The 20,825-nt window shown below is 64.9% G+C and carries 15 protein-coding genes; 3 read left to right on the top strand and 12 right to left on the bottom strand.

Translation table 11 applies throughout. The features are described 5' to 3' along the window. Window positions 1–79: 79 nt before the first annotated feature. A complete protein-coding gene (locus tag ABEA07_RS03010; protein WP_345535796.1) occupies window positions 80–2,347 on the top strand; it encodes a hypothetical protein in 2,268 nt (755 codons plus the stop codon). A gap of 45 nt (window positions 2,348–2,392) precedes the next feature. On the opposite strand, the gene ABEA07_RS03015 is transcribed toward ABEA07_RS03010, so the two are convergent. Continuing rightward, window positions 2,393–3,721 carry a 5-methylcytosine restriction system specificity protein McrC gene (locus ABEA07_RS03015; RefSeq protein ID WP_345535797.1) on the bottom strand — a complete coding sequence of 443 codons (1,329 nt, stop codon included), beginning with the start codon at window positions 3,719–3,721 and terminating at the stop codon, window positions 2,393–2,395. Beyond that, window positions 3,718–5,508, bottom strand: coding sequence for an AAA family ATPase (locus tag ABEA07_RS03020; protein WP_345535798.1), 1,791 nt, complete (start codon window positions 5,506–5,508; stop codon window positions 3,718–3,720). The genes ABEA07_RS03015 and ABEA07_RS03020 overlap by 4 nt, the downstream gene beginning before the upstream one ends. Before the next feature lie 239 nt (window positions 5,509–5,747). Between ABEA07_RS03020 and ABEA07_RS03025 the strand changes: the two genes are divergently transcribed. After that, window positions 5,748–7,439: an AAA family ATPase gene (locus ABEA07_RS03025; protein WP_345535799.1), complete on the top strand. Its 1,692-nt coding sequence runs from the start codon at window positions 5,748–5,750 to the stop codon at window positions 7,437–7,439. A gap of 1,222 nt (window positions 7,440–8,661) precedes the next feature. Here ABEA07_RS03025 and ABEA07_RS03030 read toward each other — a convergent pair. After that, entirely contained in the window at window positions 8,662–9,792 is a 1,131-nt protein-coding gene (locus ABEA07_RS03030; protein ID WP_345535800.1) for a DNA-methyltransferase, read from the bottom strand. A 281-nt stretch (window positions 9,793–10,073) separates the two neighbouring features. On the opposite strand from ABEA07_RS03030, the gene ABEA07_RS03035 reads away from it, so the two are divergent. Beyond that, window positions 10,074–10,892, top strand: coding sequence for a hypothetical protein (locus tag ABEA07_RS03035; RefSeq protein WP_345535801.1), 819 nt, complete (start codon window positions 10,074–10,076; stop codon window positions 10,890–10,892). Window positions 10,893–10,932: 40 nt separating this feature from the next. On the opposite strand, the gene ABEA07_RS03040 is transcribed toward ABEA07_RS03035, so the two are convergent. The 9 genes from ABEA07_RS03040 to ABEA07_RS03080 all read right to left on the bottom strand — a co-directional run bounded on the left by ABEA07_RS03040 (window position 10,933) and on the right by ABEA07_RS03080 (window position 20,824). Then, a complete protein-coding gene (locus ABEA07_RS03040) occupies window positions 10,933–11,415 on the bottom strand; it encodes a lysozyme (RefSeq protein ID WP_345535802.1) in 483 nt (160 codons plus the stop codon). Continuing rightward, the gene (locus ABEA07_RS03045; protein ID WP_345535803.1) at window positions 11,412–11,888 is read right to left on the bottom strand and encodes a hypothetical protein; all 477 of its coding nucleotides are present in this window, start codon (window positions 11,886–11,888) and stop codon (window positions 11,412–11,414) included. The genes ABEA07_RS03040 and ABEA07_RS03045 overlap by 4 nt, the downstream gene beginning before the upstream one ends. Further along, window positions 11,885–12,184: a DUF6127 family protein gene (locus tag ABEA07_RS03050; RefSeq protein ID WP_345535804.1), complete on the bottom strand. Its 300-nt coding sequence runs from the start codon at window positions 12,182–12,184 to the stop codon at window positions 11,885–11,887. The genes ABEA07_RS03045 and ABEA07_RS03050 overlap by 4 nt, the downstream gene beginning before the upstream one ends. 77 nt (window positions 12,185–12,261) lie before the next feature. Then, on the bottom strand, window positions 12,262–12,483 hold the full coding sequence (locus ABEA07_RS03055) for a hypothetical protein (RefSeq protein WP_345535805.1): 222 nt from the start codon (window positions 12,481–12,483) through the stop codon (window positions 12,262–12,264). Beyond that, window positions 12,476–14,443, bottom strand: coding sequence for a hypothetical protein (locus ABEA07_RS03060; protein WP_345535806.1), 1,968 nt, complete (start codon window positions 14,441–14,443; stop codon window positions 12,476–12,478). The genes ABEA07_RS03055 and ABEA07_RS03060 overlap by 8 nt, the downstream gene beginning before the upstream one ends. A gap of 17 nt (window positions 14,444–14,460) precedes the next feature. Further along, window positions 14,461–14,856, bottom strand: coding sequence for a hypothetical protein (locus tag ABEA07_RS03065; protein ID WP_345535807.1), 396 nt, complete (start codon window positions 14,854–14,856; stop codon window positions 14,461–14,463). Continuing rightward, window positions 14,853–15,938, bottom strand: coding sequence for a hypothetical protein (locus tag ABEA07_RS03070; RefSeq protein WP_345535808.1), 1,086 nt, complete (start codon window positions 15,936–15,938; stop codon window positions 14,853–14,855). The genes ABEA07_RS03065 and ABEA07_RS03070 overlap by 4 nt, the downstream gene beginning before the upstream one ends. Before the next feature lie 3 nt (window positions 15,939–15,941). Further along, window positions 15,942–17,213 (bottom strand): hypothetical protein, encoded by a 1,272-nt coding sequence (locus tag ABEA07_RS03075; RefSeq protein ID WP_345535810.1) that lies wholly within the window; start codon window positions 17,211–17,213, stop codon window positions 15,942–15,944. A gap of 23 nt (window positions 17,214–17,236) precedes the next feature. Further along, on the bottom strand, window positions 17,237–20,824 hold the full coding sequence (locus ABEA07_RS03080) for a hypothetical protein (protein WP_345535811.1): 3,588 nt from the start codon (window positions 20,822–20,824) through the stop codon (window positions 17,237–17,239). Between the last annotated feature and the right edge of the window lies 1 nt (window position 20,825).

The raw sequence follows: 20,825 nt of genomic DNA on the forward strand, positions 1-20,825 counted from the left end.
TGTTCAGATTGTGCTTGACCGTCAGTGTCAGCATGCCTATGATCCGCTCCGGAACAACAACTGAACAACGAGGTGCGACATGGAAAAGCGTTTTGTGGCGACCCTGAGCAGGTCGCAGGGTCGCAGTGCATGGGCGGTGATCTTCCGCCATCCGGTTCGGGTCGACCCGAACACTGGCAAGCCGGGCTTGAGAGTCCGCCAGGGGCTCGGAACGTCCGACGAGGCCGAGGCCAATGATCTGAAGGATCAACTCAACCAGCTACTGGCAGAGGAGAGCTTCTGGAGCTTGCCGGCCAGGGCGGAGGCTGAAAAGCGGTTCCATCGCCGGGTCGTCGAGATCTTCTATCACGGCATGGAACCTGAGCAGAGCGACTTCGGCGCGATCCGCGAGTCGAGCATTCCGCTGCCGACATCAAAGGATTCCGACTATCGGCGGGCGCTGCTCCTCGGGACGACTGGCGCCGGCAAGACGACGCTGCTTCGGCAGTTGATCGGCACGGACCCGGAGACCGAGCGCTTTCCGTCGACATCGACGGCGAAGACCACGGTGCATGAGACCGAGGTCGTGCTTGCGCCAGGCCCGTACAAGGCGGTGGTCACCTTCTTCCCCATCGACGAGGTTCGCGAGCACCTGAATGAGTGCATCTCGGAGGCCGTGCTGTCCGCCTACCGGGGCGACGGCGACGGTGAAGTGCTGCGCAAGCTGCTGATGCATGTGAACCAACGGTTCCGCTTCAACTACGTGCTTGGTAACGGGCCTCAGGTGGCCGGCACCGACGACGATGAGGATGACGAGGACGTCGCCGCGGAGCCGACCGAGGAGACGGCTGCTGACGGTGTGATCGATCTCGACGCCACGAATGCGCTGCTGACGAAGACGCTGACGGCGTTACGCGCCATCGCCGCCCGCCACGGCGACCGACTCAAAACCGAGCTGGGCGCCACCGACGAAAAGGACCAGCGTGTCGTCGACGAGTTGTTCGAGGAGGAGCTTGATCGCCGGCTGCGTGAAGACGACGATTTCCATCGCATCAGTGACGAGCTGATCGACGAGATCGAGCTTCGTTTCTCGCTGCTCACCGATGGTACGGTGCGTCGCAACAAGCAAGGCTGGCCGCAATCGTGGTCGTGGGAGACCGACGACCGTGCCACCTTCATCAAGACGGTCACGCGCTTCTCCAGTAACCACTCCCCACGCTTCGGGCGCCTGTTGACGCCGCTGGTGAACGGAGTCCGCGTGGCCGGTGCGTTCCTGCCGGCGTGGAACGGCGGCCAGCAGCCCAAGCTCGTGCTCCTCGACGGTGAAGGCCTGGGCCACACGCCCAAGTCGGTGGCAGCCATCTCGACATCACTGACGCGGCGCATCGAGTCGACGGATGCCATCGTGCTCGTCGACAACGCTGTTCAGCCGATGCAGGCAGCGCCGGTTGCGGCCATGAAGGAGATGATCACGTCGGGCAGCGCCAGCAAGCTGCTGCTCGTGTTCACGCACTTCGACGAGGTCAAGGGCGACAACCTGCCCAACGCAGCGGCAAAGGAGCAGCACGTCCTGGCTTCCGCCGAAAACGTCCTCGCCTCCATTGGCGAGGAACTGGGCCCATTCGCGGAGCGAGCGCTTCGCGGCCGCCTGAAAGACGCCTGCTTCTTCGTCGGGGGGATCGACGAGGACCTGGATGCCACGAAGAAGACCCAAAGGCGGACCATCGCTCAGTTGCAGGCGCTGTTGGCTGCCATCGATGTCATCGTGGAGAAGCCGGCGCCCGTCCTGGCGCAGCCGGTGTACGACCGCATGAATCTCGTCCTGGCCGTGAAGAACGCGGCCGAGAGCTTCCACGATGCGTGGTGGCCGCGCCTGGGGCTCGACTACAAGCCTGGGGTCAGCAAGGAGCACTGGAAGCGCATCTGGGCGTTGAGCCGACGACTCAGCACGCCCGGCCTCGGCGACGAGTACGACAACCTCAAACCGGTCGCTGATCTCCGCAAGCAGCTTCAGGATCGGCTGTATGTGCTGCTGCAGAACCCGCTCCGGTGGGACCCCGCCGAGCCGACCGACGATGCGCACAAGCAGCAGGTCTTTGACGGCCTGGCAAACGCGCTGTCCGCCAAGACGCTGGACCTCGCTACTCGCCGCGTTCGGGCCGAGCGGATGCCGGAGTGGCAGTCGGCGTTCAACCAGTCTGGGCGTGGTTCCAGCTACGCGCGCGCCTCGATCATCGGCGAGCGCATCTACGAGCGCGCAGCGCCGATCCCTGACGTCACCCCCTCGCCGGATCGCAATTCCTTCCTGCACGAAGTGGCGGCTGTGGTCGAGAGCGTCTGCGAAGAGGTCGGCGCCAAGCTCGCGTAGTGGACGGTCACAGACATTCGAGGAGGGGCTCGCCCCGGAGCGAGGCTAGGCTTGCGCTTGCCAGCGGTCTCGCTCGGCGGCCACCGGAGCCATCAGCGCGCGGAGCTTGGTGACGGCATCCGATGCGACATGCGGCAGGGAGGTAAAGACGACCTTCCTGCCGCCATCCAAGCTCCAGGGGCTCAACTGCTCGGCCTGCGGGATCGACGGCCGGGCGGGGTCCAGCGGGTACGCCAGTACGCCCCAGGACATCCTGCCGACTGCAGGAATGAACCGGCCGAGGTAGGCAGCCATCTGGTACAGGTCCTCGCGCTGCGGACCATTCGGCGCGCTTGCGGACGGATGCAGCGACTTGTACTTCGCGTCCACCAACCCTTGAACCTGCCCTCCAGCATGGAGGATTGCGTCCGGGATCAGCGTGCCTAAACCCTGGCCCGTGACGTCGCTATGGAGCATCTTCTTGGTGGCAGCCTTCTCGCGGGTGCCGTGGGTCACAGTCAGTGGTGCTGCCGCCTTCCGCAGCACGCTGAGTACGTACATCTCCCACAGCTCGGCCACGTCAAGCAGAACACCCTTGGTCTCGCCACTGGCATCAATGTCGGCTGCAAGACCTCTGCGGTTCGCAATCTGCCGCGAGAGTTCCGCAATGGGCGCAAAGCCGGCCGTGATCGGCGTGTAGCGAATCCGGTCGAGTTCGGCCTTGGTCGGCACGCGCGGGCGCGCACCAGTGACGGCCATCAGGTTCGGGATCAGTTCCTTCGCGCGTGCGGGCATCCACTGCTCGTCTGGTACGCCAAGCCAGCGACGCAGCACCTCATAGGCGGCCACGATGGCGTCGGACGCAGCGTGGTCCAGCGATCGCTCGGAGCGTATGGAAACGACTTGGCCGCCGCCTGCCGCGATCATACGAAGCGACGCTGGGACATCGAGCCGTCCTCGAATCGTCGGCCCCTTCGTGGAGACATCCCGGCGCAGTGCTGGAAGCCCGTGCCGCGCTGCCTCGACAAACCCGTGAGCCCATACGGATGCCAGCAACTGGGCGATAAAGGATTCGTCCTCCCGCAGCTTTCCTGGTGCGTCGGTCAACACTACTGACGTTGCCTCGAAGAGCCAGTTCCGCAGAGTTGCCAGGCCGAAACGCGGCTCGATGGTCAGACTGTGCCCCTCAAAGGACAGCGATCCAACGTATCGACCGGCCCACCACGTGCCATCCCAGGCGCAGTAGACGACCGGCTCGTCCTCGTCACGCTCGCCGGAAATTGGGACCACGAGATCCGTCGCGCGTACGTTGGTCGCGAGTCGACGAAGCCAGGCAGCCTCTGCAGCAGTCGGCTGCGGCGCGAGCGGCGAACAGTCGCGCGCGACGAGTCTCACTCGGCCACCGTGGGCTTGAGGAGAACCTTCGATAGCCGGTCAAGCTCCGAGTTGCGGGCGGTCGCATCCAGCCCGGCGAGGTACTGCTCCAGCAACGGGCGAAGGGATAGGTTCCACACCTGCACCACCGGCTCAAGGGCTTCGCCCTTCTTGTTCCAGAGGTAGTTCTGCTTGCGCGTCGGCCGCGGGCCCAGGAAGTTGCGCAAGAACACGACCACGTCGAGCAGATAGGTGTGCCCGATTTCGTACTGGGCTCCAAGCAGCGGGCTGTCGTGGATCTCCCTGTTCAACGCCGCTGCTGCTGCGGCCAGCTTGCGGAAGTCTGGTTCGATGCGATCCCAGTCCAGGCCCGATTTCAGATCCCTCCACCGAGCCTCAGCGGCACCGACCAAAGCCTCGGCGTCAAACGGGCACAGCAGCCACAGGAAGCGGCGGCGGAGCGCGAAGTCGATCTGCTCGATGGACTGGTCAATCAGATTCATCGTGCCGATCACGAAGAGATCGTTCGGGATGCGCAGCTTCATCGCAGCCCCATCACCGTCGCGGGCTGGAAGTTCAATGGTCTCGTTGCGGTCTTCAAGCAACGAGAAGCATTCGCCAAGCATCCGGCTCAGGTCGGTACGGTTCATCTCGTCGAGGATCAGGACGTGCGGCAGCCGCTCCGCGCGAGGCTTCTTCTCGATGTCCTCGATGAGCCGGGGCAAGTAGCCCGCCCGGTACTCGGTGCCCCCGCTGTTGGAGATGTGAAGCGCCCGGATGAAGTCCTCGTAGCTGTACGCCGGGTGCAGCTGCAATCGGTGGACGTTGTCCTGGATGGCCGCATCAATGACGGACCGAGACTGGAAGTACCGAGCCGGCCCCATCTGGCTCAAGGCGGCGGATCGAATGACGCGCTCCGCCAGCTTCTTGGCGCGGAATGTCTTGCCGGTGCCCGGAGGCCCGAAAAGAACGATTTGCTTCTTGTGCTGGATGACCTCCAGCGGCGCTCCCTCAGATGCGCCCTCGCTGTCGTCGTACCACGCCTCACGGAGCGGCGACCAGTAGAAGTCAAGTTGCTGATTCGGCAACAGCTTCTCAAGCTCGCCCCTGATGGCCAGGATCGCGCGGTCTTCGTCTTCCTGCTCAGTGCTGACCAACCCTGAGAACGCCTTGATGATTCGCCTCTTGTGGCTGCTGCTCGCGATTCGCTCGAAGTGGTCCGGGAACAGCAAGTACAGCAGCATGTGCCGCAACTGCTTGGACTCGGCATCCTCGATGCCGTCGACGAATTCCTGAAAAAGCCAAGGGTCCGCCGCGACCTCTGCCTGCCGGTCAGGAGGCAACTTCTTCCATGCGATGACGAGATCGATCAGGAACGCAATCTCGAATGGTCGACGGGTGTTGTAGCCCTGACCGCCGCTGCCGATGCCGTTCGAGAAAGCACCGGACACCAGGTGGGCCTCGGGCAGGCTGTCGCTGGCCCAGCCGAGAACTTCGTTTACGACCTGCCGCTTGCGCGCGCCACCCACGTTGGACGGGAACAGGAAGTAGACGCACAGGATCTCCGCAGCCAGGCGGATCACCTCCGGCCCAGCTTTGCCGATCTGGTCCTTGAACTTGACGATGAAGGACCGGTCGCCCTCATCGGGGGTGGCGACGAATGCTTTGTGGATTTGGTCCAGGATGTCCGGGCGCCAGACGGACGAACCTTCGAACAGCAGGGAGCCGTCACGCAGGAGGCAGTTGGCGCGGAACGCCTCCGCAACTGGGTAGATCCTGCTGGTGTTGTGTTCTGTGTGACGGGCCATCGGTTGCGTGTTCCTCTCTGCGGCTCTTTCGGGTCGGACTGTCCGCCGGTCCCCGCAGATTGTCGGCGTTGATCCTGGATCTACCCATTACCGAGTCGACACAGTACCTTGCCTACTCGGATCAGAACGACGGGCTCTGGCGGCTGCCAGGTTCGAGCCGGCGAGAGGGGGCAGGCGATTGACCGAGGCATCTCCTACCTAGAGAATGGAAGTTTTGTCAAGAACTAGAACTAAACCACATGGCCACTCCACTGCCGACACAGGACATCCTCGGGGTCTTCAAGGCCCTCAAGGACGACATCCAATCGACGCTACTCACTCCGAGAGGGCTCTCGATCAAGAGCTGCGGCACGAAGGCGCTCGCTCTTGCAGAGCCAACCAGCGTTGCGACCGGTTTCTGGGCCAACCCGCAGTCTGTCTCAAGCAAGCCGCCACGTTGGATCACTCAGGTTGAGGGACAGGCGGCGGGTGGCGTTGCGGCAAGGTTTGCCCTTGATGCGACCGGAGCGCCTATTCCGATGGGCCGGACGGTCGGTTATGTGAACAACCGTGACGGCTCATGCGCGGTTTGCGCGTTTCGCGTGTTGCCGGCAGTCAAGCCGGCGGGGCCCGGTAGTCCGTGGGAGTATCCCCAGGGCTGGGAGTACCTCCTGGTCGTCGCATTCGCTCAGCCGCTCCCTGCTGGCACATCTGGCGATCCGCTCAGTGACTTCAACCCAGCAGCAGGCACGATTGACTTTGGTGGCGGCGCGGCAAAGCGAAGCTACAACGTCGCGTTCCGCGCAGTGGTGAAGGTTCCAGGTGCAATACCAGGTGCGGCCGGAACGACCTATGACGATGCTGGTCAGGCAATCGCGGCTCTCGCGGGCGCCACACTGTATGACGGAACGCAGGATGCGGAGCGGGACCGACTTGTCACCGACCTTTCTGTCGTGTTCACGGCTGCGCCTGTCGCAGGACCTTTCACGCTCGCCGAGGACACGTCGTTGGTCGGTATCGACCCCTCCGTCTATCGACAAATCGAAGCAGCGGTCAACTCTGGCAAGCGGCACATCATCCTCTATGGCCCCCCGGGCACTGGTAAGACCACCCTGGCCGAGTACTTGGCCCGCGAGATCTCGGAACGAGATGACGGCGATGGCTCTTACCTGATGCTCACGGCCTCTTCCGCGTGGAGCGTGCAAGATCTTGTTGGCGGGTACCAGCCGCTTGGTGGGGGCGCGATCGGCTTCATCCCGGGTGCGATGCTCCGGAACTTCGACAAACCAACCATCATTGACGAACTCAACCGTTGCCCGATCGACAAGGTACTGGGACCGCTCTTCTCGATCCTCTCAGGGCAAGCTTCTGTCTTGCCATGTCGGGCAGATGCGGCCGATCCATCGAGCCCATTTCACGTCGTCTTGCCGGAGCCCCGCGCCGGTATGGCTGCACACGAGCACGCCCCTGAAGCGGCATGGCGACTTATCTGCACGCTCAACACTTACGACAAGACCCAGCTTGGACAGATCTCGTACGCTCTTAGTCGTCGCTTCGCATGGATCAAGGTTGGCGCCCCGTCCGATCCTGACAAATTCACAGAGGAGATGGCTGGCCGTCTCGGGATCACCGTTCCGAATCCAGTCCCTGCCAATCCCGTCGGTGCAATGTGGCGTGCAGTGAACGCCGCACGAGAAATCGGCGGTGCGCCGATCGTCGATTTTCTCAAGACGCTTCGTGCTCTTGATCACGGGATCGATCCGTTCGCGCAGCCGGTTGGTGTCGCTGCAGACGCCTTTCTGTCGGCGTTCAGTATGTGCGTCCTGCCCCTGATGGATGGATTGAGTCCAAGGGAGGCGACCGATCTCGCGACCAACGTGGCCGCGGCTTGGGCGCTGGACGCCAACAGGGCGGCTCGGCTCACCTTGGACTGCAGGGAGTTCTCCGCTTGACGCATGCGGAGACGCTGCTCGAGGCGATGTGCCTCCGAGGTTTCCTTCGGTACCTGGGGGCAGGTCCGCGGTCGCCGTATGGTGGCCCAGTAACGTCGCTAACTTCAGCCGACGTAGACGCTCTCCGGATGTGGTGGGCACTCTCGGGACCGGTTGGCGCTCTGGCCTCCAGATGCGCCATGAGGCCACGAGAAATTGCGCCGTCCTTTGATGATTTCAGACGAGAAACGTCTGGGGAGATTCCTGGTCCACCGGATGCTGCCGCTTCGGCGTTGCTCCAGGCGGTGACCTGTGATCCTGGCGCGTTCGTCGTCACCGAGTCGATGGGGACGTGGGTCTCTGGGCCGAATCGAGTGCTGGCAAAGACGCTCGACAGCGCGAGAAGCGCTCTCCGGGCTGCAGCGCTTCATGCAAGAGGTGGCCTGTTCGATGGACCCGCAAGAGAGCGCCTAGCCATCATTGACGACGCACTACGAACTGCGCCTCTCAGGGAAATCCTCGCCTCACCCGCGGGGCGAGCAAGAGTTACCGCGCACGAACGAAGGCAGGCTGCCAAGGCTCGCGCTCCCCTCTATCGCATCGCCTGGGATTGCGCCTCGGCCGCGTCCGCCATCGAGGACCTGGAGCCGGAGGCCATCACCGCCCTGCTTAGGTCCGAAGTCCTACCGAGACTTGAGGCGTGGCGCCAGTTCGAGTTGGCATGCCTGCTCGAGGTCGCCAATGTACTGACCACCGCCACCGGTGCAACCTGCGCTTTGGATGCCTCGTTCACAGCAAGCAGGCCGGCTGCTCGGATCGGTGACCTAGAAGTCTGGTGGCAGCGGGCGATACGGTCTCGCCCAGACGCGAATCTCGACGAAGGTGAACGTAAGGCAGCCAGTCTGGCAGCCTCACTGGGCGTCACCGCCGGGACCGCCCGCGCCGATCTGACTATCGAGCGGGCCGGGCGTGTACTCGCGATAGTCGAGTGCAAGTGGTTCGGTGACGAGTCCTCAGTGCCGGGCGCCATCCTTGACGCCTGCGCGCAGATCGTTGGCTACGCCCGTGACGCCTCTTGGAAACAAGGGGAGGACCCGGACGCCATCCTTTCCAGAAGCTTCATTGCTCTCGCTCGGCGCGGAGCAGCCCCGTTCCGAGCAGCGCACGGACCGATTGGCTGTGTCGGGCTCGATGATCTTGGTGGAGCAGCGCTGCAGCCATGGGCTAACTCGATCTTGGCGGCCTAAGCCGCTCGAGCCGCTCCGCCGTCGGCCACAAGTGGCACGACTCGCTCGTCAACAGGAGCAGCACAGGGCGTGTGGATCATGTATGAGGACGGTTTGCCAGCGGACAGTAGGTCCGCTGCACCGACAAACCGCGCCATTGCCCCTTCGAGGTATGACGCGTTCATCTCAACGCAGGCCCAATGGCGGCCGAGCGATTCGGCAACAGCACCAGTTACGCAGGACCCACCAAAGGGATCGAAAACGAAGTCGCCAGGGTCGGTGGTCATACGGATGAAGTACTCTGGCAAAGCCGCAGGAAAACGCGCCGGGTGGATGTCCAAACCCCGCTCTCTGCAGTAGTCCTGGTACGTACCGTTTGATTCAGTGTTGGCAATCGCCAGCAAATTAGGGGGAACAGAGCCTCCGTTGTCCTTGCCGAACTTCTCTGAGATTACATGGCCAGAGGGTCGTGTCTTTGCCTGATAGCCGTTCTTGAGCAAAGATTTCATTGAATCGCTGTACGGGGCGAGAACGCGACGATTGCTCGCTTTCGGGAAGGGCTTCTTGGAAAGCCACCACACGCAATTGACGGCATCCTTGGGCCTAACACGCCGAACATTCACCCACTCCGCGGGTGTTGGAAGCTTCGCCGGATTCCACCAGTAGTGTTCGAGTGCGAGGTGAAAGCCATACTCCTCGCAGAGCATGATCAGCAGTTCGAAGTGATAAAGGGAACGGGTTGGTGACCCAGGCTTCCAAGCACCCCCAATGTCAATTACTAGGCTGCCATCATCCTTAAGGATCTTCCGGAAGCCCTCCGCAAACGGTCGAAACCAGTCGCAGTAAGCGTGTGCATCCTCGTTGCCATAGGACTTCTTGCGGACCAGCCCGAACGGTGGCGACGTCATGATGAGATTGACGCTTCCGGCTTCCCGGGCATCCATCCAGTCGAGAGAGTCGCCGTTCCACATGGCTCCGTGCTCGGTGCGGTGGTACTCGGTCAGCGGCCTGGTAACCCGTGGGACGCGAACCTTCGGAGTAGCGGCCTCAATATCGGCCCTCGCGAGTGCGCGTAGATAGTCGCTAAGAGACCTGTGCCCGAGGGCCTTGACCCGGTGTTCGAGTGCGGCCTTCTCGGCGGCGCTCATGCGAATCGAAGTCGTGGTCTCTCGCGGCTCTGAGACGGTGGGACGAGCCATTTCTGTTCCTCTTGATCGTGATCGGTTATCGTAACGCGAAAACCAGCCATGTTTTCGTATTACACACCGCCATTGTGACTCTGGACTCGGGCCTCGTGCAAGCCCTGAGGGACGGCGGACCACGGAGATTCATCTCACCTCTGGCATCGCTCTCGCGCGGCCATCGCTCTCAATGTGTGACGATTGGATCTTCAACAAGAAGCCGACCACTACACGTCTTGAAGGGAAGCATGGAGTACACCCCCGCGGCAGTTGCCGCTGCCGCGATGCAACAGGTGGCGCCAGCAGACCTCCATAGGCTGACAGGGCCGGCTCTTGTCCGTCGATTGCGTCTGATCGCCTTCCATCTGGACGATGGCTGGCTCGACCTAACAGTCGACGGCCTGGACATGCCGCTCACCATCCGGCAGGACCATAGGATGGTCTTCGGTGGCGAAGGAATCTCCGCCGTGGACTACCTGAGACGGGTTCTAGAGCGAGGAGACCTGATTGACTGCATCGCAGCGCCGACGGAGGCCGGTCGAGTCCCGCTCAGCTTGTTCTGGATACACATCATCTACGTTGGACAGCCCCGGGACGCCGGCGACTTCTCCAAGAAAGAAGATGGGTTGTTCGCAATGCGGGCCAAAGCCGGTGAGAAGGCAGAGCGGATCGTGGCGAAGAAGCTCCACTACAGTTTCGGGCACTCATTTCCGCCAGAGCTACTCGACACTCCTGGCCACTTTGAAATCCGGTACGACAGCACAAAGAAGCGTCGGAAGCCTGATAGGCGATGCCTGGTTTGCGGCCTCACCTTCGAAATCAAGAAGCGCAACCGGGATCATCGATTCCGGGTATCACACAGCGACGGCAGACCCTTCGCTGCCGAGAACAAGCCAGACGGATGGCACGCATTTGTATTCCCCGATATGAAGCCAAGGTTTATGTCCAACAGAGTAATCATCGATGCGATTACCCGTGGGCAATTTGATCCAGGATCTGACGAATATGACTCGTGGGCGGACGTTCGACCGGATGCTGTCGCCGTGTCCGACCCTCCTCACTGCTGATCGCTGGCCAGTAAAGCACGCTGTTCCAATGCGCGCGCACTCACATGCCAGCGTTGACAGTCGAGTAAGTGGCAATGAGGTTCACTTCTGCTTTGCGCCTAGCAACAAGCCCGGGCAACACGATTCCAGCACCGTAGACCCATCGTCGCAGTTCTGTGATCGCGCCTAACCAGTCGCGCTGGTTGATCCTCCGCCGTAACGTCGACGTCTGCAGCCGCCCGGCGCCGAGATTGAAGGTGAAGTCCACGATGGCCGCGAGCCGCCCCTCGGGCTCGGTGGCCAGCACGGGGCAGTAGCGCAGCGTCGCGTTCAGCGCCGTCATGAGATCGTTGGCCAGGTAGCCCTCGGCTTCCGCCTCCGTGATCGGCGGGTGCTTCGGATCGCAGAGGTGCCCGTAGCCGATGGTCCAGTAGCCTGCTGGGCAGACGTAGGGATGCGCGCGGCCGGGATCGGCCCGCGGCACCCGATGGAACCCCTCGAAGCGCTTGGCGAGATCGATGGCCGCCTGCGGCACTGCGATCACGGCCGCACCCGGTCGAACACGCGCCCCAGGAACCAGAAGTTCAGCACCCCGGCCCACAGCGCTTGATCGGCCTCGGTCCACGCGTGCAGGATCGCAGCGCCCCAATCGGCGCCGCCCGACATCGCCCCGACGAACGCCGCCGTCTTCGCCGCGCAGTACAGCGCCATGAACCAGTAGGTGATCACCGGACGGACGCTGATGGACAGCGCATCGGCCCAGCGCACTCGGGACCGCTGGCCCTGCGCGGCGACCGCCTCGCGCAGCGTCTCGATGGCGCCGACGTTCCAAGCGGCATCAGCGCCAGCACCGATCTCCGACATGCGCTGGGCGCCGCGCAGCTTCTCGAACTCCAGCGCCTTGTCCTGCATCGCGAGCTCGTGGCCGCGCTCGCCCTTGCGGTCCAGCCACTTCAGCACCTCTGGTGCCAGACGGAAGGCTCCGCCGAGGAGGCCGCCGAGCAAGGTCTCGATCATTGGGTGCCTCCCATCAGCTTGAGCTTGATGGCGGCACCCACCAGGAGCGCCGCCAAGATGCCGGTCGTGATGACCTTGATGACGGTCTGCCAGGCGGTGCGCCGGGCGTCGCGCCAGGCTTCGAGCAGGTCACGCAGCTCGTGGATGTCGCGCGCAGCGTGGCTGCTCTCCAGCCCCAGGTGCGACAGCGCGCGCTCTGCACCGCGCTCGGCGGCGCGGTCGAGCAGATCGTCGAAGTCCTCCTTACGCATCAGGAGCATGTTCTCGACCAGGGTCGGTTGTTCAGGTTCAGTCATGGAAGCCTCCAGAAAGACGAAGCCCGCCCAGCGCGTATGCAACTGGGCGGGCATCAGGGGATTAGTTCAGCGGTGGGTCAGATCTCGATGAGTTCGAGCGGCAGGCTGGGAGCGACGGCCTCGACAGCGCCATCGCGCACAAACACCTTCTGGCCGAGACCGGCGGCGCCACGCGCCTTGACGACGCCGCCACCGGGCAGTTGAACGGTGACGACGCCGGCGCCGCCCTCCGTCACGGTCCCCGCTTGCAACGGTGGGTTGGGCAGCAGCTGGCGGAACTGCTCGTAGACGTTATGCATAGGCCTGCACCCCCAACGTCTGCCAGACCTCGGGGAACCCGGCCTGGACCTGCGTGGCGCGCACCAGGCCGAGCCGGGTCACGCTGCCGTCCTGGTACTCGACGAAGGCCCCCGGCTCGATGATTCCGGTCTCCGCCAGGACGGGCAGGCGCAGGCTCACTTCGATCTGCCGGCCGGTGTCGCCGAGCACCGCGATGCCGCGCTGGCGCGCTGCGGGCGCCTCAGTGATCAGCGCGTCCACGACCATGGGCGCCAGCACGTCGCCAGCCGTACCTGCTCGCGTCACCTGGCCGAGCACGCCGACCTCCTGGCCCGACACGAACACGCGGTTGTAGGCAGGCTTCTCCAGCCAGCGAACGGACTCGCGGGCCACCGCGTCGACGGGCAGCACGAAGTCCGGGGTGACGGAGCCCCACTCCCACGGCGCCACCGGGTAGCGATGTCGGACCCGCAGGCTTTGCGCCGTCGGATGGGGCATCAGGTAGCCACCCGCGGCGCCCGCAATGGCGGCCAGGGCCTCGATCCACGTCCCCTGGTGGGCAAACGCGCCGGCCGGGACGGTCCAGTCGGTAAGGCCCCAATCGACGGACCACCCGAGCGGCACACCGTTGACGGTCAGCACGTCGTCCATCAGTTGCCGAGCGGTGCGGCCCTCCGCGTTCGAGAAGGTCATCACCGGCGCATAGGGTGCGGCCAGGACCGCGTTCCGGCCCCGGCCCGAGATGCGGATGCTGGCGTCGCCGAAGATGCGCTCGCGGCTGATGTTCTCGGCCATCACCCGGAAGGTCGTGCCGTTCACGCTGGCCAGCAGCTCCACCGGACCGGACACCGCACCAGGGTCGACCAAGGACTCGGCACTGACTGGCAGCGACGCCTCGAAACCCCAGGTCCAGGACGCCGCATCCAATGACAGCGACAGGTTGAACACCGGCACCTCCGCGCCATCCGGCACGCGGTGCAGGGTCACGTTGTTGATCACGAAGTACAGCCTCCGAATCGGAACGACCACCGGCGCCCCCGTCGGGGGCGGGTTGTCGTGGTTCTCACAGATGAACAGCAGATGGCCATCGGTCGCGGCCAGTGCGGCGAACAGCAGTGCCGTGCTCGGCGTGTAGCAAGGCGTCGTCGGAGGTGGCACCGGGATCACCAGCAAGCTGATCCCTGGCGGTGGCGGCACCGCTTCCTGATATCGACCACGCCAGCCCCGCAGTTCGGCCCGTGCGCTCTGGAAGTCCGCGCCCTGGCCGCGCGTGACCTTCCGTCCGCCTTGCCAGAAACTCAGCCGGTGCGCGCGCTTGCTGCGGTCGCCGTCCTGGTGGCGGAAGTGCGTGGCATCGCGGACTGCACCGGCGTTCTGGTACACGCCCTCGCGGACCATCTCCAGGTGCGTGGCGACCTGATGCCGCAGCCAAGTCGCGTCCCGCAAGGGTGTCGCGTCCTGGTGGCGTGCCCGACGCTGCTCGCGCGAAGCCGACAACACCGGTGGCAGCCGGTGCGCAATGCCCTGCGGCCGCGCGGTCGTCGCCCGCCAAGGGGCGTCCCAGCCCGAGGGCTTGGCATTCGCGTCCTGTTGGCGCTGCTTCGGCCCATCCTCGGTGTGCCCGGCCACGTGCCAGGGATGCTCGGTCTGGCCGACGGTCGGGCGCTGCGTGCGCGAGTCGTACCGCACCTCACCGGCGAACACCACGCCGGGCAGGATGGCGCCCTGGGCGTCGCCGACATCCAGCGGCACGCTCGGGCGCAGCAGCACCGAGCTCACGGTGGGCGCCGGCAATTGCACCAGCAGTTCCACCCGCGCAGGCGGAATGAACTTGATGGCGGCGAACGGCAAAGGCAGGACGGCCTGGACCCTCAGGTCATTGCGAGGCGGGACGTAGTCCGCGCCGAACAACAGGTCCGCGTCGGTGGGCGCCGGCCGGTCGAACCGCAGGTGGATCTGCAGCGACCCGGGATCTGGCATGTCGTCAGCCCACGATTTCAGCCCAGGATGGCCGACACCATACGTGCGTCGCCGCCCAGGTACAGAGTGGTGCTGGCCAGCTTCACATCGCCGTTGCCGTCGGTGCCGCTGCAGTCCAGGTCGAGCGCCGTGACGTCATCGCCATTGACCAGCCGGGCCCAGGTCGCGATGCCGCTGGCGGTGATCAGGCCATCCTCCTGCTGCGTCAGCGTCAGCAGCCCGTTCGAGATCGCGCCTGCAGGCTTGGTGAGCCGAATCTCGACCAGCATCGCGCTGGCGGGTGTCGTGGCCGGCGTCGCCGGGCGCGTGCCGCCGTAGATCCGCAGGCGTGCCGGGTTGCTGCCTGCATCCAGGAAGTCCAGCGTGCCGGCGAGCCGAGCCTCGTTGTGTTCGACGGTGATGGCGACGGTCATGGCATCAACTGCGGCTGCAGGTTGTCCGCGATGACGGCGCGGTACAGGTGCTTGTGGTCGTAGCTGACGACCGTGTAGCGCTGGGTCGGATCGATGACCTCGAAGCGATAGTCCCCGTTGGCATCGCTCCAGGTCTCAGCCACCAGCAAGCGCGTGTTCTCGCTGATGAGCTGGACGCGCCGCTCCAGCGGCTGATCGGGGATGCCCTTCTCCTTGACCGTGCCCGCGATCACGCCGACGCCGCTGAAGTGGATGTTCTTGCGCCCGGACGGGATTGCTCGGAAGTGGCGGTCGTAAACGCCCGGTTCGCTCCACCGCTCGGATGCCGGGCTGTTCAGGCGCATCAGCTCGGCATCGACGTTGACGCCGATGTTGGCCGCAGGGCTGGGCAGGACCGAAGTGGAGCCGCCCGTCAGCGGCAGCAAGTCGTCCGCCGCGTTGACCCCGACTGCAGCAGGAAACGCAGGCAGGCCCGATGGCGTGTCGCCCGCGATGGCATGGATGCGCGCGGTCGCGCCGTAGAGAAACACGCCCGGCACCAGCTTGCCCCGGTACGTCGCGTCGGCCACCTGGAACAGCACCACGCCGCCAGCCGAGAACTGGATCAGGCGCATCCAAGGCAGGCCATTCGCATCCGGTGCGCCGGTGATCACCTCGCAGCGCAGCACCCGGCGCTGCCCGACGTTGAAGGTCGGCGCCACGCTGGCGCTGCTGGCCATGGGCTTGGCGCCGTCGTTGACGCTGCCGGTCACCGCCGCACCGTCGCCGAATCCACTGCTCCACCGGGACACGCTCCAGGCGCTGTCCAGATGCGCGAAGCGGTAGCCCTCCGCGGCGTTGCCGGTGGTCATCCACAGGCCGACGTGCTTGCGCGCACTCGGATCGGTCAGCAGTTCGACGTCGGCCTCAAACCAGAAGTCGCCGTTCGCCGCTTCGTTGAAGCGCAGGATCGACTGCGTGGTCGACGCCGAGATATCGATGGACTGCTGCGCGGCGTTGTGGCTGGCGGACATCCCGCCGAGGACGGTCGTGTAGCCCGCCGCCGGCGCAGTGGCGAAGGTGTCGTTGAGCGGGTAGCTCATCGATCACCTCCAGGGTCCGGTGATGTCGAAGGCGATCTGCGCGCCCTCGGTCTCGGAGCTGTACTGCGAGCGGACCAGCAGGAAACGCTTGCCGGCCTGCCCGACCACGTTATCGACGATGGTCTGATCGCTGTAGGGCCGGTCCTGCGGCATCCACAACATGCCAGGCATCAGCCCACGGATGTGGCCGTCCTCCTGGCGCACGTAGGTGGGCAGCAACCACAGGCCGTAGTCCGCGCCGTTCGGGAACGGCGTCGGCCCGCGGCCGCAGATCTGCTGCCCGTTGTTGGTGTTGAGCGAGGTGACGCCGAAGCGGACCGGATTGCCCAGCTGCGTGTGGTTGCGCAGCAGCACCTTGCCGGTGAAGTCGAGCGAGGACACCAGGCCATAGTTGTTGAACTGGCCCGGGTAGCTGGAATAGCTGCTGTTGCTGTTGCTCCAGTAGAGATCGTCGGCGCACAGCACGGTGGCGTAGTTGTCGCCCGCCTTGAAGCTCGTGATGTCACCGAAGCAGTAGGAGCTGCGCCCGTACCAGCCATAACCTGCCGCAGTGCTGCAGAACAGGAAGAACAGGCGGTCGTCGCCGACCAGCACCCAGTTGCGGTTGCCGCCGCCGTTGTCCCCGGAGTTGTCGTAGCCGGCCTGGCGCGCGTGGTACCACTTGTACCAACCCCACTGGTTGGCCGCGACCTGCTTCCAGTTCTGCGTTGGGTTGTTGGGGTCGTAGGGTGCCTGGGCACCGACGATGGTGTCGATGTCGGCCAGGTCCTCCACGATGCCGACATTCGCCCACTTGGCCCAGGAGGTGGTGTAGCCCGGCGTCTTGAGGCTGTTGTCGATCAGCAGCAGGTTCTGTGGCGACTGCGGGTTCTTGCTCCGGTAGGCCGCCTTGTTCGTGCCGGCGAACGGCTTCTCCCAGCCGAGCGGCGCTACCTTGGCGCTCAGGCTCGACGTGGTCGTGGCGGGCGAGGCTGGCGTGCCCGTCACCGCGAAGGTGAAGGTAGTCGTGGTCGTCGTCAGCACGCGGAACTGCCCGCTGTATTCGGGCTGCTCGGCGCCGGCGATCAGCACGACCTGATCTGGGCGGTAGGCGTGTCCGGACGAGATCGTGGCCGTGGCGATGCCGCCTGCCGAGGTCAGCGTGTCGATGGCCTTCAACGCGAAGCCGTTGACCAGGCAGGCATCGAGCATGCTCACCAGATCGCCCCAGTTGTTGGCGAGCTGAGGCGCGCCGGTCATGCCGCTGTTGAAGTACTTGACGGTGAGATCAGGCATGTCGTGAGTTCCAGTCTGCGAGTTCAGGGGGTATCAACGTCGCCGCGGATCAGCAACGTGAAGTTGTCGTCGGGCACGCTCTCCGGCCCCTGCTGGACGGTGCGCACCACCCACACCGGGAACTGCGCACCGATGGTGTTGAACCGCAGCACGTTGCCGGTGGCCCAGCCGTTGCCCCAGCCGAGCGCGGGGAGGTGGAAGTACGGGACACCGGTCGCCGGGTTGTTCGGCGCGCAGTCGGCGCTGGTGTTGCCGGTGGCGATGACGCCCACGTTCTCGCCGATCACATCGAACGAGGTGTTGTTGGTAAAGCGCACGATCCAGCGCTCGGTCAGCGCGCCGCGATTGGTGACCTGTATCGGGTACTGCGTGTTGTTGAAGGTCGCCGTGGCGGCACTGCCCACCAGCGCATCCGACCAGGCGCCGCTCCATGTGGCCTGGTCGAAAACCAGGCTGACGCGAGCGAAGAGATCACCAGCGATCAGGGCGCTCGACACAAAGCTTCCGGACGCCGGATCGCCCGGGCTCGCGACCGGGTACTCGTGCGTCAGCGCCCGCGTGAAGCTGATCTCGCCGCTGATCTGCACGTCACGCACCACGGCCATGTCCTCGACGCGGTGCTCGATGGTCACTGGCTGGCTGTAGCCCGTGACATCGTTGAAGGTGACGGTGCCGGCTTCGAGATCGGCGGTGTAGCCGGTGTGAATGACCGCACCGTCGTGGCCGACCACCCGCACACGGGACAGGCGAACCCGCGCGCAGTTGATGGTCTGACCGTTGCTGACCGACGTGGTGATGCGCCCGGTGTGCCCGACCACCGCGAAGCCACCGGGGCGGAAGATCGGCACGCGCCCGTCGCTCGGTAGACGCACTGGGTCGATGCCCAGCAGGTTCGCGTCCAGCGGCAGGTAGCTGTAGGCGACGGCGCTGTAGCGCACGCTGGACGCCGCCACCGGTTCGGGCTTGAAGATCTTGCCGTCAGAGCCCACCCCTTCGGCGGCAAACCAGGGCTGGCTCTCGTTGCCTGCGGCGGTGACCATGCGGCCGAAGCGCAGACGAACCAGCCCGCGCTCGTAGTCCACCGCGCCGGTGATGCCAGTCGCCTCGATCTTGCCGTCGATGCCCGCCGTCACGCTTTGCGTGCCACCCACCGCGCGGGCGAACTGGACAGACAGCGACCCCGGGCGCAATGGAGCCGCGCCAGTGCGGAACACGTACTCGCTGGAGATGTTCTCGCCGACCGTGGTCACGCAACTGGCGCGCGTGATCGCGTTGTCCGTGCCGGCCGTCCAGGAGGTCAGCGCCAAGTCGCCGGAGAGGTAGTTGATCGCGCCGCGCGTGACCCAGCCGCTGGGCGTGAATTCGCGCAGCGTTCCCTGGCCGTTGTCACCCCAGGGCTGCGCGCCTGCCACAGTGAGCAGGACCGTGCCAGTCACCACCTGGGCGTTCACACCGGGCACCAGCCTGAACGATGGCGAGAACGGGATGGTCTCGGTCAGACTGCTCGTGGAGCCCGGGCTGTTGTAGCGCAGCTTCACGAAGCCCGACTCGTCGTTCGGATACACGGACGGCGCGTCGATGTACGCCAGGCCGCTGTAGTTCAGGCGCCAACGGCCCGTGCCGTTGATGGCCACCGCCGTGTAGTTGGGTCTCGGAATCCGGACCGTCACATCGGGGTTGAACGCCACCTGCCCGGTGGCGTAGTTCACCGTGCCGATGCTGATGCCGTTCAGCACCACGGCGCCGCTGCCGTTGTCGCGAGCGATCTGGATGGGATCGCGCCAGATGGACACGGCCACGCCCATCTCCAGCAGTTGCTGGACGGTGTAGGTGCCGAGCACCGCCTCGTCGGTCAAGGTGTTCCACTCGACTTCGAGGGAACCGGGCTCGATGGCGCCGAGCGTGGCGGTGACCGGTACCTGGCCCGCGCCGTTGCGCGAGGGGTACGCGAAGCTGTCCTCCTGCTTCGGGCCCGCCACGTAGCTCACGGTGAGCACCGTTCCCACTGCAGGCAGCACGTTGGGCGCGAACTCCACACGGCTGCCCGCGATGTTCACCCTTCCCGTCGCGGCGCCCGAAAGATCCCCGGCCGCGTTGGCCGTTGCAGTCTTGGCGCCGTCGTACTCCCAGGACACCGACAGTGTTCCCGGCTGCACCGCCTTGTCGGCCGGTGGATTCAGGACCAGGGTCTGCGATGCCTTGAGGGTTGTCGACGGCTGCTGCGTCTCCTGCGTCGGGACGTTCCAGGTCAGGATGAGCGACGACCCCACGTCGGGCAGTGCGCCAAGGGTGACCACGAACGCGCCGGTGTTGCGGTTGACGGTGCCCGCGCCGTAGCTGGTGTCGAGGCCCTTGAGCGATCCGTTGCCGCCGTCGGATAGGACGTACCAGCGCCCCTGCGCCATGTAGCTGATCGACAGCGTCCCGGGCTGTGGCAGCGGCAGCACGGCACCGACGTAGGACTGGCTTCTCGACTCCGGGGTGATCGGAACCTCGGAGCTCTGCGGCGCCCGGAGAATTCGTGCTGCCGGGGTGTAGGTGACGGACTTGGAACTCGACATCGAGCCCGAGTTGAGGGACAGGATGCCGTTGGCGTAGTCGATGGTGCCGATGGTTCCGCTCGCCGTCTTGAGCAGACCCGCGTCGTCGAAGATCGTGATGCCAGCCGTCTGGATGGAGAGCGATCCCGGCAAGCAGCCGCCCGGCAGGTTGAACGCCACCGTAGGCGTCCAGGCGTGGTTCGCCGTGTAGCTCACCGCCACGGCGCCTGGCACCGGCAGACCGGCAGCCGCATACGGCGGCACGAACGAGATCGGCGTCTCGGTCTGCGCACTCGGCACCAGCTGGGTGTAGATCGAGGCGCCCTTGATGGTGAAGTCACCAACGGACGCCGCCTGGGTGAGTGGCACCACGCCGACATAGGTGCCGGCGTCGGCCACCACCGTGTCGCGCACCTTGGTGCTGCTGCCGATCCTGGTGAACGTGCGGCTCGCAGGCGAGCCGGTGAAGTCGTAGCGCAGCGCGTCGCTGATGCTGACCGTGACGACGCTGGCCTTGTAGTCCTGGTCGTTGTTGTAGGTGAACGTCCGCTCGACGACGGAGACCGACGTCGCTCGCACGTACTGCTCCTTCTGCGTGCCGAGCCCCTCGTTCTCAATCAGCACCAGCGTCTGCCCGACGTTGGGGATGGTGTCGGTCGTGCGCTGGAACAACTGGATCACGCGCTGGCCGGCGATGTGGTTCTCGAAAAGGTAGCCGGCCCACTCGGGCCCCTTGTTCAGATAGGCCTCGATGCGTACCTGCGCCTGCTCGCGCGTGTCGAATGTCTTGGCCGTGCTGAACAGGGTGACGCTGACGCGTGGGTCTTGCGGCGGCTCGGCGACGATCACGTTCGCGCCGAAGTAGGTGTCGGTGTCCCCCGTCTGCACCGAGACGAAGGACTTGCGCAGGTTCACCCGGCCGCCCGCACGATCCAGTTCGGAGATGTCGGGAAAGATAGCGTTGGAGACGCCGTCGGCGATAGTGATCCCGGTGGGCGCGCCGCCACCTTCCGGCACGTCCGCCATCACGGCGGACTTCAGCAGTTTCACGTCGCCGGATTGGATCGGCATG

Origin of the sequence: Variovorax defluvii (assembly GCF_039541515.1) — a bacterium.
Taxonomy (GTDB): Bacteria; Pseudomonadota; Gammaproteobacteria; order Burkholderiales; family Burkholderiaceae_C; genus Variovorax; species Variovorax defluvii.